This window comes from Pseudoalteromonas sp. A22 (genome assembly GCF_018141345.1).
Classification (GTDB): domain Bacteria; phylum Pseudomonadota; class Gammaproteobacteria; order Enterobacterales; family Alteromonadaceae; genus Pseudoalteromonas; species Pseudoalteromonas maricaloris.
In genome coordinates, this window is sequence record NZ_CP047238.1 from 646,525 (window position 1) to 662,867 (window position 16,343).

14 protein-coding genes are annotated in these 16,343 nt (G+C 41.1%); 11 read left to right on the forward strand and 3 right to left on the reverse strand.

The genetic code is table 11. The features are described from left to right. Both GSF04_RS07680 and GSF04_RS07685 read right to left on the reverse strand, forming a co-directional pair. Positions 1-1,200 (reverse strand): oligosaccharide flippase family protein, encoded by a 1,200-nt coding sequence (locus GSF04_RS07680; protein ID WP_211859176.1) that lies wholly within the window; start codon positions 1,198-1,200, stop codon positions 1-3. 31 nt (positions 1,201-1,231) lie between these two features. Further along, the gene (locus GSF04_RS07685; RefSeq protein ID WP_211859177.1) at positions 1,232-2,386 is read right to left on the reverse strand and encodes a glycosyltransferase; all 1,155 of its coding nucleotides are present in this window, start codon (positions 2,384-2,386) and stop codon (positions 1,232-1,234) included. A gap of 87 nt (positions 2,387-2,473) precedes the next feature. Between GSF04_RS07685 and GSF04_RS07690 the strand changes: the two genes are divergently transcribed. Beyond that, on the forward strand, positions 2,474-3,121 hold the full coding sequence (locus GSF04_RS07690) for a sulfotransferase family 2 domain-containing protein (protein WP_211859178.1): 648 nt from the start codon (positions 2,474-2,476) through the stop codon (positions 3,119-3,121). Between the two features lie 64 nt (positions 3,122-3,185). Beyond that, positions 3,186-4,307 carry a glycosyltransferase family 4 protein gene (locus GSF04_RS07695; protein ID WP_211859179.1) on the forward strand — a complete coding sequence of 374 codons (1,122 nt, stop codon included), beginning with the start codon at positions 3,186-3,188 and terminating at the stop codon, positions 4,305-4,307. 52 nt (positions 4,308-4,359) lie between these two features. Here the strand turns inward: GSF04_RS07695 and GSF04_RS07700 are convergent, their stop codons facing one another. Next, positions 4,360-5,928, reverse strand: coding sequence for an Ig-like domain-containing protein (locus tag GSF04_RS07700; RefSeq protein WP_211859180.1), 1,569 nt, complete (start codon positions 5,926-5,928; stop codon positions 4,360-4,362). A 247-nt stretch (positions 5,929-6,175) separates the two neighbouring features. Here GSF04_RS07700 and GSF04_RS07705 point away from each other — a divergent pair, with 247 nt between their 5' ends. From GSF04_RS07705 to GSF04_RS07745, 9 genes are all read left to right on the forward strand, one after another. Then, positions 6,176-7,567 (forward strand): oligosaccharide flippase family protein, encoded by a 1,392-nt coding sequence (locus GSF04_RS07705; protein ID WP_211859181.1) that lies wholly within the window; start codon positions 6,176-6,178, stop codon positions 7,565-7,567. Positions 7,568-7,569: 2 nt separating this feature from the next. Continuing rightward, entirely contained in the window at positions 7,570-8,742 is a 1,173-nt protein-coding gene (locus GSF04_RS07710) for a glycosyltransferase (RefSeq protein WP_249122497.1), read from the forward strand. Continuing rightward, positions 8,739-10,313 carry an asparagine synthetase B family protein gene (locus GSF04_RS07715; RefSeq protein WP_211859183.1) on the forward strand — a complete coding sequence of 525 codons (1,575 nt, stop codon included), beginning with the start codon at positions 8,739-8,741 and terminating at the stop codon, positions 10,311-10,313. The genes GSF04_RS07710 and GSF04_RS07715 overlap by 4 nt, the downstream gene beginning before the upstream one ends. Before the next feature lie 248 nt (positions 10,314-10,561). Further along, positions 10,562-11,644, forward strand: a complete 1,083-nt coding sequence (wecB, locus tag GSF04_RS07720; protein WP_249122453.1) for a UDP-N-acetylglucosamine 2-epimerase (non-hydrolyzing) — start codon at positions 10,562-10,564, stop codon at positions 11,642-11,644. Next, a complete protein-coding gene (locus tag GSF04_RS07725; RefSeq protein ID WP_211859184.1) occupies positions 11,644-12,720 on the forward strand; it encodes a glycosyltransferase in 1,077 nt (358 codons plus the stop codon). The genes wecB and GSF04_RS07725 overlap by 1 nt, the downstream gene beginning before the upstream one ends. Positions 12,721-12,739: 19 nt before the next feature. Continuing rightward, positions 12,740-13,513: a WecB/TagA/CpsF family glycosyltransferase gene (locus GSF04_RS07730; protein ID WP_211859185.1), complete on the forward strand. Its 774-nt coding sequence runs from the start codon at positions 12,740-12,742 to the stop codon at positions 13,511-13,513. Between the two features lie 7 nt (positions 13,514-13,520). Beyond that, positions 13,521-14,801: a Vi polysaccharide biosynthesis UDP-N-acetylglucosamine C-6 dehydrogenase TviB gene (gene tviB / locus GSF04_RS07735; RefSeq protein WP_039494231.1), complete on the forward strand. Its 1,281-nt coding sequence runs from the start codon at positions 13,521-13,523 to the stop codon at positions 14,799-14,801. A gap of 16 nt (positions 14,802-14,817) precedes the next feature. Next, on the forward strand, positions 14,818-15,765 hold the full coding sequence (locus GSF04_RS07740) for a Gfo/Idh/MocA family oxidoreductase (protein WP_088531608.1): 948 nt from the start codon (positions 14,818-14,820) through the stop codon (positions 15,763-15,765). Next, entirely contained in the window at positions 15,765-16,343 is a 579-nt protein-coding gene (locus GSF04_RS07745) for an acyltransferase (protein ID WP_211859186.1), read from the forward strand. The genes GSF04_RS07740 and GSF04_RS07745 overlap by 1 nt, the downstream gene beginning before the upstream one ends.

A 16,343-nucleotide genomic window follows, 5' to 3' on the forward strand; every position in this document is an offset into this window, starting at 1 on the left:
TTAATGATTCCTAAGTATTTTGTATCTTGCGAAGTAATATCCGAGGAGGTTTTGCGTGCTCATTGCAATGGCTGTTGTAATAGCAGCGCCCAGAGGACCATGATTAGTAATGAGGTGCATGGCCAATATAACAGTAATAGCAGCAGTGAATATGCTAATATTTTGGTAGGTTTTTTCTTGGCCACTCATCGTTAACAGTGTGATTGCAGGTCCCGTAATAAGGTTAATAACTTGACCAGCTATAAGTACCAGTAACCATAATTCACCTTGTTTATAATCCTCGCCAAAAATGCCTAATAAATATTCTGAATAAAAATAGAACAGTAAAACCGTGATTGCGGCGACGAAAATAGATGTTGATTGACTAAGTGAAAACAGTTTCTTTACTTCATCTAGACGATGTTGTGAGTAGCTTTTTGCGAACTTTGCGGCCGTTACACTATTTAAGGCAAACAAAAAAATACTTGGGAGCATCGCTAGCTTGGTTACGATGGCATAAACGCCAAGTTGCGAAAGAGACACTTGTGTGCTTAGGTATAGTTGGCTCCCTTGTTGCACCACTAAATAAACTAAACCGCTAATCCAAAACGCTTTTGCACTTATCCAGAATGAATAGCGTGGTTGGGGTGTTGTGGTGCTAGGGGGGCGAAGTTTAATTACAATAAATAGGCTAGTAATAGCTGTAATGCACAGTGCGCCAGTCACAAGATACAATACCAAAGCAAGAGTGCTCAAATGCATGGTTGTAGCACCAAAGAGCAGTATACAGAGGCTAGCAAATCCACTGAATGTGGTAAATAAGCTGGGTTTTGATAAGCCTTTGAAAATGCATGCGTTTAGATTGATTATTGCAGTGGCGAATGAGGCTATATGCAGTAATGTCCAAAATTGAAAGGTAGAGATACCTGAAATGGATAATAAACTATAAAAGTGACAGAGTAATCCAGTTGTCACTACCGTGATAGAAATGCAGGTAAAGAAAATAGCATATATACGCGGTAAAAACCTTGCAATATCTGTGTGTTGCTGTGATGCAATGAAGCGAACCGCAGCTTGGTCCAGTCCACATTTACTTATTGCTACAATAAACAGAATGAGTAGTTGAAATAAGGCAAATAGGCCAAAATCATCTGTTGATAATTTTTGAGCAAAGTACCAATTAACTAGAAAGCCTAGTGCCGTTGTAAGTAGTTTTAGCAATAGTGGAAGCCTTATTTGGCTTAGAAAATTATTACTTAACAATTGCGTTATACTCTCGTATTAATTGTTGTGCGATTGCATCTCTACTGAAGTTGCTATCGATGTAAGCGTGTCTTTGATTGTGCTCATTTAAGCCACACGACGTCTTTTTCAGTACTTCAAACATGAGTTTGGTGAGGGTATCAATCGTGGCGTCTTCGGCAACTTTCCCATTTAGCTTCTTAACGACGTATTCAGGCCCTTCACACGGAGAGCTAATGACTTCTAATCCACAAGATAGTGCTTCATGTACAGCAACAGAAAAGGTTTCATATTCGGACCAATTAACATAGCAGTCGCTGGATTGCATCAGTTTAGCGACGGTTTCTCTAGAGCTATCGCCAATAAATTTAACTTGTTTTAATTTTAACGACTCGCACAGTGTTTTGAGTTTTTGTTTATCTTCTCCGTCTCCAACTATTAATAGTTTGGCTTTTGGGTGTTCTTCAGTGATGTATGAAAATGCGCTAACAATGCTAGCAACTCGTTTAACTGGCCTTAGGTGTGCCACAGTAATAAAAGTGAAATCATCATGTATTTTTTCTTTAGGAGTGAATAACTCTGAGTCAACCACATTGCCAATGATCTCAATAGTCCTATCTAACTCAAATCTGTCCCGTAAGATGCTAGCTAGGCTCTCCGAGACGCAAACTAATTGATTTGCCGCTCGGTAGGCTTGACCTATTAATTGTGTCTCGAATTTAGGAGTTGTCGATAATTTTGCTGCTGATGCATGTTCTGTAATTATAAAGGGTATCTGATACTGTTGGGCTATTTGTTGTGCTGCAAGACCAGCTGCTCCTCCAGGTCCATAAAAGCAGCTATGGGCATGTAATACATCAGGTAACCCGAAGTCTCGAGTATATTGCTCAAACAGTTTTTGATACTGCACTATTCGTTGTTTTAAGTTTATTCGGTACAGTGCAGGTAAAGTAAAATATCGATTTCTTTTGGTATCGATTTGTACATCATTTAATTGAGAAGGTGGTGTACAAGTCAAGGCATGTTTTATTGAAACCGGCTCGGGATAGATAACGCCCACATTACATCCATGTTCTTTTAACGAAAGTGCCTGCTCTTTGAAAAAAGAGCCTAAGGTTGGTTTTTGACTGGTGTGATACCAAGAGGGTAGAAATAATACATGCATGTTGTAATTCGAGTCGTATTGCTAAACAGCCAAGCGATTGTTCTGGTATAGTATCACCTAATTTTACAGAATACTTTGATATTTTCGATGATTGAAAAGCTAACAAGGCTTCTTAAACGCTGGTTGCCACTTCCTGTCTACCCGTATAAATCTTATATGATAAGAAAGCAGTGTATTTTTATTCACATTCCAAAAAATGCAGGTACCAGTGTCTTAAAGGCATTTGGCTATAGAGGTTATCGGCTTCATGCTAAGTGGTTTGATTATAATGAATCTAACCCATATCTTTTTGAACGCTATCATAAGTTTGCTATCGTTAGAGCGCCCTTAGCAAGGTTATATTCTGCTTACAACTATGTGATAAAGGGTGGTAACCAGAGTGAAGGGGATAGGGCGTTGCAACAGCAGGTGCTAAATAATGCCAGAACGTTCACGGAATTTGTAGATAAGATATTGACTCCTGAATTTGTGTTGTTTCAACCTTTATTTCAACCACAGAGCTACTATATATTTGATTCTCAGTATCAATGTAAAGTTGATACTATTTTACGCTATGAATCTTTGAATCACGATTGGCGTAAGCTTTGTATTTTGAAAGGATGGACAATGGAGTTACCTTGGTTAAATAAAGGGGCTTCAACATTACCCGAGGCGCTCTCCCCGCAACAGCTCGAAAAAATTCAATGTTTATATAAAGTTGATTATGAATTACTAGGTTATCGCTTCAATGAGTAGGAATACGATTATACTCACAAGCAATGCTTACCTTCCTAATATTGGAGGGGTCGAAAATTCCTTAATGCAATTGAGTAAAGCGTATCATGAGTTGGGTTTTCGAGTTGTGATCATTGTTAGTAACGTTAATACTGTTAATAAACAAACCTTACCGCTTTGCGAAACTACCGAATACGCAACTATTTGGAGGTATGACGTTTGTTTTCATGGGCAACAGCACTCTAAGTTGAAAGCATCCCTTTTGGGTTGGCAAAATATGCGACGTTGCTTTAGGGCCGCTAGGGTTGAGTTTGGTAACGCTTTGGTCATTAGTCGTTATCATATTACTACTATCCATGCTCGATTAGCTGGCTTTAGTCGAGTGAGCTATTTATTACCCGGTGTTGTTAAATTCCAAAACCAGCCAAGCAATACTCATAAGGTGGAAGGGCTAAGGCAAATCAAACAATGGTTAGCGATTTTTTATCATCATGCGATTCAAAAACTTGCTTTACAGGTAACTGAGAAAAATTTTGTGTTTAGCAGTAATATGTTAAACCAGTTAGCTCAAATTGGTTTTGATTGTAGCAAGGTGACAATGGTGAGCCCTGGAGTAGATACAAATAAATTTATTTCTCTTGATGTAAACGCTCAAACCGCCTTGAAAGGCAAGCTGGGATTACCCTTGGATAAAAACTTATTACTCGTTGTCGGACGGTTTACCGCGGCAAAGGGAATTGAGTATGCAATTCGGGCACAGAAAGAGCTTTTACATACACATTTAGTACTTGTAGGTGGTGGGGAGCAGGAGGATTATTATAAATCCTTAGTTGTGAAACTTGGTATTGAGGAATGTGTTACTTTCGTTGGTGCTGTAGCGGATACTTCTCCATTTTATCAGGTAGCGTCACTATTTCTTATGACATCAACTTATGAACCGTTTGGACAAACTATTCTTGAAGCATTAAGTTGTGAAGTGCCAGTTATTGCGTTTCGCGCAGGAGAGACTGTGAAAACGGCAACTTGCGAGATGCTTGGTGACGATGCATGTTTTTATGTGAATACATTAGATGCTAGTGATTTGGCAAAAACTATTTCATGTGCATTAGCAGACGTTGAAAAGCGAGCGCAAATTTCGCGTAACGGCGTGGCTTTTGTTAGGCAAAAATACAGCTGGAATGCATTGGCTAAATCACTAATAAAGTAGGCAAATATTGCTATTTAGGATTTTATCAAAAATAGCAATATTACTCGTAAGATTACTCTGTTGTGGGGTTGTATTGGTATATTTGACTTGTCATTTGGGTCGTAAACGCACCTCCAATTTGGTACTGCTTCTGATCAACTGACTCCATTTTAAAGTCACGCAAGTAGTAAGTTTCAGAGCCTTGTTGCTCCGTAGCACTTGGATTGCTTGATAGGTTACTCCACTGCATAGTTTGAGTATTGTAATTCAAAACGTGTGCTGCGCTATGAAGCTGAATGTTTTGCTGATTATGCGTCAGCGTATAGTAGCTCCCGAAGAGCTCAGCCGGCACCTGCTCATTTAAGAGTATCTGAGCGCTTGAGAGTTGATACTGAATTAAGTGAGCTTGTTGCTCTTGAGTATTGTTAGCCGTTATAAATAATTCGTTTCCGATAAACTGGCAGTCAGTAATCGATAGATTTGGTAGTGATGCCGGTTTGTGCGACCAAGTTGTATCAGCGGTGGCCAGCTGATAAGCATACGTGGTGTTAGCTTGTTGGGTGAACGCAACAATCGTGTCATTGTTTGCACAACTCGCTAGAACATTATTTTCAAAAGGGGCAAATTTGGGCGCTGCAATTGATGTCCATTGTTGTGTACTAAAATCAAAGATCTCCATTGTCTCCTTGGGGGAGGAGGTGCTTGGGCAGGCCTCTGTTCCACCGAAGAGGAACAACTTATTGTTTGATACTTGAGCTTGATAATAGTAGCGAGACTCGTTTGCAGAAGGTAACGCTTGCCAATCCGTGTTTGTGGTTGCAAGTGAGTGGATCTCAGGTGCGCTTAAAGGTGCATTTGCGCAACTCATTGAGGAAGAAAGTGATGCTGCATGACTTGCAATGATGATTTCCTTTCCAAGTGTCGCAGACTGCAAGTGACTACCTAGATTGTTTGGGATCTCTGAAAAAGCTTGCCATGGTTGAGATACAACCTCTATGTCGAAAGGGGGCAGCGATACGCTATGTTCGCCATCCAGTACAGATATAACAATTTGCCGATAGTTACCAAGCTGTTCAATATTAGCCGGCTTTCCACTTAGCTCACCGGTTGTTGTATCAAATTCCGCCCAACTAGGTTTGTTGGTAATTCCGAATTGATATGTGCTAGTTTCACCGTCAACATCTTCAACAGTTGGCGTGAAATGATAGCTGTCGTTAAGTTTGATAGCTTCGGGCGAGGGGGTTCCTGAAATAGTGGGAGCGTCGTTAATCGCTTCGACTGTTATATCGACGGTAACTTCATTACTCAATACCCCACCTTTTTTAAATTTGTAAGTGAAACTGTCAGTGCCATTTTTGTTTGGTTCTGGTTGATAACTTAGGCTCAAGCCACTGCTGGTGAGCGTGCCAAGAGTGGGTGACTTTATGACTTCAACGGTTAATGTGTCGTTTCCACTTGGTGCGGACTTTGGGCTAACCGCAAGCGTGTAAGTTTCATCTTCTTGGGTGGTAAATGCTGTTGATGTTTCTACAGTAAAGCTTCCTTGGCCACCGATTACATCATTGTCATTGTTATCTGAACTCCCTCCACAGGCGCTTAACAAAGCACTAGCAATGATAGTAGAGATTATTGACCTTTTCATAAATACCTTCTCCTTGAATGTTGTGCTCACCTCTAGTGTGAGTATCTGTTGGACGAAATTCAAGCAATATCTTTTCAATACCTTGAACGCTAATATTATGGCTTACGATAAGGTATTTTGTGGCGTAGATGAGTTGCATTGCTCGTGTTAGAATGGAAGTTTGATGATGAAGTCAAGGTTAATACTTTTCGCGTAGTGACTGGTTTGACTGTTGATGTGTTAATATTGCAAATTAAAAGATACGCGCTTGGCCACAAATAACTTTTTAAAAAATATCCTAACTCTTGTTTCGGGCACTGCTTCGGCGCAACTCATTTTGTTACTGATCTCGCCTGTTTTGACACGACTCTATAGTGCGCAGCAGTTTGGTAACTTCGGTGTGTTCGTCAGTATTATCACTATACTTTTAGTACTCGTCAGCTTGAAGTATGAGCTCGCGCTTCCCCTTGTAAAACAACATTCAATTGCTAAGGTGCTACTACACCTCTGCTTTATCTTGATCATATTGAGCTGCACAGTGGTTGCAGTTGTTGTCTATGCATTTGATTCATGGTTGGTAGAGCATCTCAATCTATCGCTAAATAAAAGTGAGCTTTATCTTATCCCTGTTGCGCTATTTGCTTGTGGTTGTTACCAACTTTTGCATTTTTACGCGATTAAAACAGAATCTTTTCGGGTGTTAAGTGTGTCAAAAGTGACGCAATCTGTGATTATAGCAATAGCGCAAGTTGGACTTTCGTTGTGGACGGTTTTTGGTTTAGTGCTTGGGCATACTTTCGGGTTTATTGCATCGACTTTGATGTTTTTATTACAAAAGCGAGATACGTTACACTTTAACGGCTACAACCCAAAACGGTTGCTAGCGGTTGCTACACGCTTTAAAAACTTTCCTAAGTATACGCTTTGGGCTTCATTGGCTAACACCTCAAGTACGATGTTGCCTGTAGTACTGTTTTCTGGTTACTACTCTGCGGCACTTGTTGGGCTCTACATTTTGGCACATAGAATGTTATTTGCACCTGTAACGCTCATCGGAAATGCGGTTGGAAATGTCTTTATGTCAAACGCCAAACATTATTTAGTTGCTGGAACGTTGGCAAAAAATACCCTGGATATTCATAATCGCCTGATACTGATTGCTATGCCTATTATGGCCTTAACTTTGCCTTTTTTACCTGAGATCTTTGCAGTGGTTTTCGGGGAAAAGTGGACTGAAGCGGGGGAGATTGCCCAGTTTATTGCTATATGGATCTACTTTGTATTTACTGCGTCTCCTATCAGTACTGTTTTGGTTGCAATGGAAAAGCAAAAACTTGCGGCTTATTTCGATTTTGGTTCTTGTATCGTTCGTCTAGGCAGCGTAGTGCTGTTATCTTCCATGGCTTTTAAAGATGCAATTATGTACTTTTCAATTATCAATGCACTTGTAGTAAGTGCGTTCATCTTATTGGTTTTTTCTCAGCTCAATATTTCTATAGCAGACTTGATCATGCCGCATTTAAAAGCGTTTGCTGTTTTATGTTTGCCAAGTTTTGTGATTATTCGCTTACTTGCCGAGCAAAGTGATTTCATTGGTTTTCTCAGTGCAGTGTTTGTCGTGTTGCCATTAACATTACTGATGATAAGGAAAAAGATTTGAAAGTGCTCGTTTTACCTTCTTGGTATCCACCGTACAAAGGGGAGTTTATTCAGCAACAGGCGGAAGCGCTGGCTGAACAGGGACATGATGTCATAGTGCAAAGCGTAGAGCGTATTTCACCAAGAGAGCTACTGCGATGGTTGAGTGCTTGGTGTTGGTTGTTTTCCGGTCGTTACACGTTATCGCAAGAAGGTCCGTTGACTGTCGCACGGGCGCCATTACCTGGTATTCCAAAGTTTTATGCATTATATGCTGAGCTGTTTGCATTTAAATCTAAGCAAGTATTTAAACGTTACAGAAAGGTGATGCAGTACCAGCCAGATGTGATCCACGCACATAGTTTAATATGGGCCGGGTATGCAGCGAGCAAAATCGCAAAAATGTTTCCGGTTAATTATGTGGTCACAGAGCATCGAGGGCGATTTATTAATAATCAGTACGTAAATGAGAGTGAAAAAAAGGAAATGTCACTGGTACAGGTTAAAAAAGCGCTGCAAGGGGCAAGTAAAGTCCTATGTGTCTCATCTAAGCTTATTCCTTACCTGCAGAAAGTGTGCCCTGAGGCCAAGCTTGAAGTCCTTGCCAATATGGTAGATGTGGATCGTTTTACAATGAAACGTTCAACAGTACACCAAGCTTGTCAGTTTATCTGTGTTGCGCATGTGACGCCCCTAAAAGGTCATGAAACTTTGCTCCAAGCCTTCGCGAACGTAGCATCCAAAGATAAAGATGTCTCATTAACGATAGTCGGTGATGGTTGGTATTTAAACCAGGTCAAGGAGTTAGCTGTAGAGTTGAACCTAGAGAGCCGGGTCAGTTTTACGGGTAACTTGACGGCGAGTGAAGTGGTGAGTGCGCTTCAGCAGGCAGATGTTTTTGTTCTTCCAAGTCAATACGAGGCCTTTGGGGTTGTATATATCGAAGCAATGAGTGCTGGCTTACCGGTTATCGCCACGAATACTGGTGGGGCTGTGGACTTTGTAAATAAAGAAAATGGCATTTTGGTTGAACCAAATAATATCGAGTTACTTGCAAATACGATGCAGTATATGAGGGATAACAGAGCACAATACTGTAGCCAAACTATTGCAAAGCAAACTAAGCAGCGTTTCTCCACTGTTCACATTGCCAGTCAACTTAGTAAGCACTTACAGAGTGTATCGGAAGTCAAATGATGTATAGCGTAATAACAAACCATGTAAAAGCATTTGATGCCCTCGGAAGCCCCTACTTAGAGCAAAAAGGGCTCGATGGTAGTGAGTTTGGTCGTGGGTTTTTCGAACGACACTCCCTCTCTTCATTATCTGGATTTTTTGCATTGCTCAGCCATGAAGATGAGTTTGTGAGGCTTATAGCTGATAGAGTTCGCTCGATTCCATTATTTTATGCAGTAACGAATGACAAAATATTGTTCTCCTCCAATTATGCTTGGCTGCATTCGGAGTTACAGCAAAATGAAGAGTGTGAGCAGGGGAAGGCTGAGTTCGCATTAACTGGCTATGTGTGTGCAGATAGAACGCTATCTAAGCAAATAAAGCAAGTTGAGGCGGGCCAAGAAGTCATCATTTGTAAGCGCACTGGGACAGTCAGCAAATCAAACTATTTCCTATTCCAACATCATGAGCCTGAGGTTCAGGCTGAGTCTCTATATGTTGAACAGTTAGACATGGCTGTGAGGGCTGTATTCAAACGGCTTATAGAATTTGCCGCTGGACGCCAAATTGTGCTGCCGCTTTCTGGTGGGTTTGACTCTCGACTCATCGCTTCAACGATAAAACAACTTGGCTATCAAAATGTCGTCTGTTTTTCCTATGGCTTAACAGGAAATAAAGAAGCAACGCTGAGCAAGCAAATTGCTACTGGGCTGGGCTTTCAATGGTACTTTGTTGAGTATAACGAAGATAAATGGCGCAATGCTTGGTTTAGTGATGAAGCCAATGAGTTTCGAGAAATGGCCTCTAATGGTGTGTCTTTACCACATATACAGGATTGGTTGGCGGTCAGAGAATTAAAAGACAAACAGTTAATTTCAAGCGATGCTGTTTTTGTGCCGGGCCACAGTGGCGATTTTGTCGCAGGCTCTCATATCCCAGACATTGTCTTTGAGCAACAGCAGTTCTCAAAATCTGACCTAACCTCACAATTGCTCACGGATCACTATCAGAATGTGCCAAGGCAACTAATTGAAACGCAGACATTTAATCGAATAAAGGTAAGCCTGCAGCGGCAATTATCAGATGGCGATGTTCTTAATGCAGAAGCGTTCGCTAATCAATATGAGCTTTGGGACTGGAGAGAAAGACAGGCAAAATACATTATCAATTCGGTTCGTGTGTACGAGTTTTTTGGCATGCAATGGTGGTTGCCCTTATGGGATAAGGAATTTGTTGAGTTTTGGTGTGAAATGCCACTGCAATATAGGAAAAAACGCCTTTGGTATAACGCCTATGTTGCTGACAGATTCAAATCCGTGGTTGGCGCCCAAAGTGAAATCGCGGATAAAAATGCGGCGGATTTCAGTTTTGCTCGTAAGTTAGCGCATAGACTTTATCAAGTGATGCCTACACCGCTCAAACAGCTTATCTATGGTAAAAAACTCAGAAATGACTTTGATAATCACTTTTTGGCATTTGGGGCGTTGCTTTCTGATGAGCAAAAAGATGAATATGCCAAGTTTGGTTACACCATGATTGGAGTTTATTCCTTACTGTTCTTACAATCTCGCTGGGGAAATAAAGAGAGCTAGCAGAAAGTTTTGTTGATTGCATTCTTTAACAGTTTTATTTCTTATACATGCTATATTCGCTCAGCTTTCTAAGCAAATTGTGACTTTTGTAGGCAATTAACAGCCTATCGGTTGTATCATTGCTTGGTAATAAGGTAAAATCCGTCGGTTCACGGGCTGTGTAAAACGCGGTTTTGTAGGAAAAGTAGAAGGTCTTCTGAAATAGGTCTCCTACGAGGAATATTCTCAACTAATTTGGCTACATATTTATGAAAGTTGTAACAGTAATTGGGGCAAGGCCGCAATTTGTCAAAGCCGCTACATTTAGTCGCGCAGTCAGAGAGCACAATCAAACCAGCCAAAAAGCAGTGCAAGAAGTGATAGTTCATACGGGGCAACATTACGACGCCAATATGAGCGATATCTTTTTTGAAGAGATGCAAATTCCCAAGCCAGATTACAGTCTCGGAATTGGTGGTGGCACCCATGGACAAATGACCGGCCGTCAGTTGGAAGAGATTGAGAAGGTACTATTAGAAGAAAAGCCTGACTGGGTTTTGGTTTATGGTGATACCAATTCGACACTCGCTGGTGCATTAGCTGCAGCTAAGCTTCATATTCAGGTTGCTCACGTTGAAGCAGGGCTACGTAGTTTTAATATGAGAATGCCTGAAGAGATTAATCGCATCCTAACTGACCAAATCAGCAAAATTCTATTCTGTCCTACAGATACCGCTGTGCAAAACTTAGTACGAGAAGGTTTTAAAGACAAAAGCTGTCAGGTACGCAATGTCGGTGATGTGATGCTTGATGCTGCTAGTTTCTATACACAAAGCGCAAAGCGACCAGCTATCCCAGAATATGACAGTTTCTATCTGTGTACAATCCACCGAGCAGAAAACACCGATGATGAAAATCGTCTCAAAAGCATCATTACAGCACTAAATGAGTTATCGGAAACTCAACCTGTTATTTGCCCAATTCACCCTAGAACACAAAAATTAGCTGAATGCTTGGGTCTTGAGATTAAGTTTGACGTAATACCGCCGGTGAGTTATTTCGAAATGGTATGGCTGTTAGAGCATTGCGAGATAGTACTAACGGATAGTGGTGGCCTTCAAAAAGAAGCGTATTTTTTCTCAAAGCCATGTATTACAATGCGAGATCAAACTGAGTGGGTTGAACTGGTCAACACCGGTGTGAATCAACTAGTTGGTGCTGATAAACAAGCAATTTTAAATGCGGTTGACGCTGCAAAAGCAACGAACTTTGCTCAAGCTGAGAGCTTATATGGTAACGGTGAAGCCGCGAAGACGATATTGGCAGCTCTTCTGGAGTTTGAAAGCGCCTAATGAAACATCAGTTTGAATATATCGCTTTTGTAGATGCCGAGAAGACGCCCGGTGTTGCAAAGAAAATAGATAGTACAGTTGCTTCTGCACAAAAGTTGGGCTTGAATGCCAAGTCTACTTTGCTTGCGCCAACGATGTCGGGAGCGTGGGGATTTATCAAGGCCCTGTTGAGCACCAATACAGAAGTATTGTTTGTTCGTTTTTCTAGTTTATTGTTTCCATTTTTGTTTTTTCCTTTTTTGCTCGCGCGACTAAGAGGAACAAAAATAGTAGTGGATGTGCCAACGCCACGAAAGTCCGTGCTGGTAGAGCTTAAAACATCAGAGCCAAGAATGCTTGTAAGAATGTTTAAACAGAGTATCTCATTACTTTCTGCCAGTTGGGTGCTAATGCCTGTAAATCTAATAGTGCAATATGCGCAAGAATCTGCATGGTATTTATTCGGCGTTAAGCATAAAACACTTAAAATAGGTAACGGTATTAATATACCTGAAGATTTGCCTGTAGCGCTGTCATCCTGGCAAGCCGATGATACCTTAAATTTAATTGCGGTAGCGCAACTCGCAGATTGGCATGGATATGATAGATTGTTGAAAGCAATCGCAGAGTTAGCAAATAAACCTGATGCGCCGAAAGTCAGTTTGACTATCGTAGGCGAAGGGGAAGCGTTTGAACCTTTGAAGAAACTGGCAAAATCATTAAAAATTGACTCGCAAGTTGAGTTTACGGGATTTTTATCGGGCGCTAGATTAGATGCACAGTTTAACAATGCACATATAGGCATAGCGAGCCTTGGCTTGTATCGCATAGGGCTTGATGAAGCTTCAGTATTGAAAGCCAGAGAGTATGTAGCAAGAGGATTAAGTGTCATTGGTGCCGCCAATGATCCTGACTTCCCCGCGGATTCTGATATTCGCTTGATGGTGAGTAATAGTGATAGCACGAATGACATCACGACGTTGATTTGTGAGTTACCGACTAAAACATTAATGTCACCTAGTGAGTTAAGAAAGTATGCGGAAGAAAACCTGAGCATGGAGAGTAAGCTCAAGCGTATTTTAGATAAGTTAAATTAACAGATAGTGTAGGCGTAATTTGATTCATTCAAAAGTGTTAGATAACAAACTGTCCTCTAAAACAGTCTTTGATAAATTACTAGATGAGAGTACAAAAGGGCTGCCGCGTAGTATCGCTGTGACTTTTGTAAATCCATTTTCATACTCACTGTTGAGTAAAAATGCTCGTCTATTATCGGGACTGGACGTTATTTTTTCAGATGGTTCGTTGCATACAAAATTACATAACACTTTTAACCAAAATAAAATTCAGCGATTAAGCTTCGATTTTTCTTCGATAGCAGTCGATGTTTTACGCTTTGCCAATCAAACAGGAAAACGCATCGCCTTTATTGGCGCAAAACCGACCTTAGTTGATGTCGCCGTCAAAAATTACGTCAGCATGTTTCCAGACCTCAATGTCGTTTATAAGCATCATGGTTATGTAAATGATGCGGCACTTAAGTCACAAGTCATCGCTGAGCTTAATCAGCAGCAGCCAGAAATTATTGTTTGTGGCATGGGGACTCCAAAGCAAGATGAATTTATTGTTGAATTAAAAAATGCTTTAGATACTCCTGCGTTACTGTTCACTTGTGGCGGATTTATTGAGCAGTCAGCAATTAAAGCTGACTATTATCACCCATTAGTAAAAAAACTTGGATTACGTTGGTTGCAAAGAGCGGTATTACACAAGCATGTTCGTCAAAGGCTTGTAAGAGAATACCCAAAGTTTGTTGTTAGCTATCTGCGCGCACAAATGAAAAATAAACGCACTCAGTCAATCGAAGAAGCCAACCCTCGCGAGAAATAGGAAAAGTATGTTTTCTCCTTCACCAACAAAAAAAATAGGCATTATTGGCCTTGGTTATGTAGGTCTGCCGTTAGCAGCTGAATTTGGTAAATATTTTGACGTTGTTGGGTTTGACATCAATAAACGTCGAATTGAGCAATTGCGTGACGGGTTTGATGCAACGTTAGAAGTGAATAAGACACAGCTAACTGAAGCGGCTAAGCTTTCTTACTCCTGTGACGAAAATGACTTAACCTCATGTAACATTTTTATCGTTACTGTGCCTACACCAATTGACGATACACATGCACCGGATCTTAATCCTCTTCGTAAAGCGTCGGAATTGGTGGCTCGTCATATCAGCAGTAACGACATCGTCATTTTCGAAAGCACAGTATATCCAGGCGCAACAGAAGAAGTCTGTATTCCTATTATTGAGAAGAATTCGGGCCTTAAGTTTAATCAAGACTTCTTTGCTGGATATTCACCAGAGCGGATTAATCCAGGTGACAAAGTTAATACTTTAACAAAGATTACTAAGATCACTTCAGGTTCGACCCCTGAGGTCGCCGACTTTATCGACGAGATGTACCGCTCAATTATTACCGTTGGTACGCATAAAGCATCTTCAATTAAGGTTGCAGAAGCCGCAAAAGTGATAGAGAACACCCAGCGTGACTTAAACATTGCTGTGATTAACGAGTTTGCAAAAATATTCAATCGCTTGAATATTGATACGGAAGAAGTACTAAATGCAGCAGGCACAAAATGGAACTTTTTGAAATTTAAGCCTGGACTGGTCGGCGGTCACTGTATCAGTGTTGACCCTTATTATCTGACTTTTAAAGCTGAAGAAGTTGGTTATCGTCCAGAGGTCATACTTGCCGGACGTCGTATCAATGATGGTATGGGCGAATACGTTGCGACACAGCTCGTTAAGAAGCTTTCAAGCCGTAAAATTCATATAGATGAAGCAAAAGTACTCGTACTTGGGTTTACCTTTAAAGGTGACTGTCCTGACGTGAGAAACACTAAAATCATTGACGTAGTGCGCGAACTTCAAGATTTCAATATGTCAGTTGATGTCTACGATGGGTGGGCGAGTGCAGAAGAAGTAGAAAAAGAATACGGTATACAACTTGTCAATCAGATACAGCACGGTCAATACGATGGTATTATCCTCGCGGTCGATCACTCTGAGTTTAAAGAGTGGGGCGTGGAAAAGATCAGAGCATTCGGTAAAGAAGATCATGTTTTATACGATGTTAAACATGTATTAAACCCACAAGATGCAGACATAAGGCTATAACAGAGCAATGGAAAAGATGAAGAATTTCGCATTAATTGGTGCGGCGGGCTATATCGCACCTCGTCATATGAAAGCCATTAAAGAAACTGGTAATCTGCTGTCGGTTGCCTATGACATCAATGATTCTGTGGGTATCATCGATAGTATTTCACCGCAAAGTGAGTTTTTCACAGAGTTTGAGTGCTTCTATGACCATGCGCATCAATTGAAGCGCAATGAAGCGACTAAGCTTGACTATGTTTCTGTTTGCTCACCTAACTATCTACACCACTCGCACATTACCGCTGGTCTGCGTTTGGGCTGTGATGTGATATGTGAAAAACCTTTAGTACCGACGCTCGCTGAACTTGATGACCTAATTCAGGTTGAGCAAGAAACCGGCAAGAGAGTATTCAACATATTACAGCTAAGACATCACCAAGCTATCTTAGATCTGAAAGATAAAGTCGCAAGTTCGTCAAATACCGACAAGCATGAAGTGGAGTTAACATACATTACTTCTCGTGGTAAGTGGTACATGCAAAGCTGGAAAGGCGACCCTAGAAAATCTTTTGGCGTGGCGACGAATATCGGTGTTCACTTTTTTGACATGCTGCACTTTATTTTTGGTGACTTACAGCGCAACGAATTGCATTTTATGAACAATGACAAAGCGGCTGGTTATTTAGAGTATGAAAATGCCAGAGTAAAATGGTTTTTGTCTATTGATGCTGAAGATTTACCAGAGGTCGTTAAAGGTAAGCAACCGACTTATCGCTCAATCACTTGTGATGGCGAAGAGTTAGAGTTTTCGGGCGGCTTTACCGATCTCCATACTGTTTCTTATCAAGAAATTTTAGCTGGCAGAGGCTATGGCTTAGAAGACGCACGTCACTGTATCGAAACCGTAAATGCAATCCGTCAAGGTAAAGTGCATATCGAATCACAAGCGGATGTTCATCCGTTTTTACAAGGTAAGCTCTAATGGCCTACCAAAAACATGAAAGCGCGATTGTGGATGATGGCGCTCAGATAGGTGAAGGCTCTCGAGTTTGGCATTTTGCACATGTTTGTGGCGGAGCCAAAATTGGTGCTGGCTGTTCGCTCGGGCAAAATGTTTTTGTCGGTAATAAAGTAGAGATTGGTAATAACGTTAAAATCCAGAACAACGTGTCAGTGTATGACAACGTTTATCTGGAAGACGATGTATTTTGTGGTCCGAGCATGGTGTTCACTAACGTCTATAATCCGAGAGCGTTTATAGAGCGCAAAACTGAATACCGAGATACTCGCGTCCAGCAAGGCGCAACGCTTGGTGCAAATTGCACAATCGTGTGTGGCGTTACAATCGGCTCGTATGCATTGATTGGTGCCGGCGCTGTGGTTAATAAAGACGTTCCTCCTTTTGCGCTTATGGTCGGAGTACCAGCGAAGCAAATCGGTTGGATCAGTAAATATGGCGAGCAACTAGACTTGCCCCTTGAAGGTGAAGGTCGTTGTGTTTGTCCGCATACTGGCGAGCAGTATGTACTAAACGGAAACCAACTTAGTCATCAATTTTAA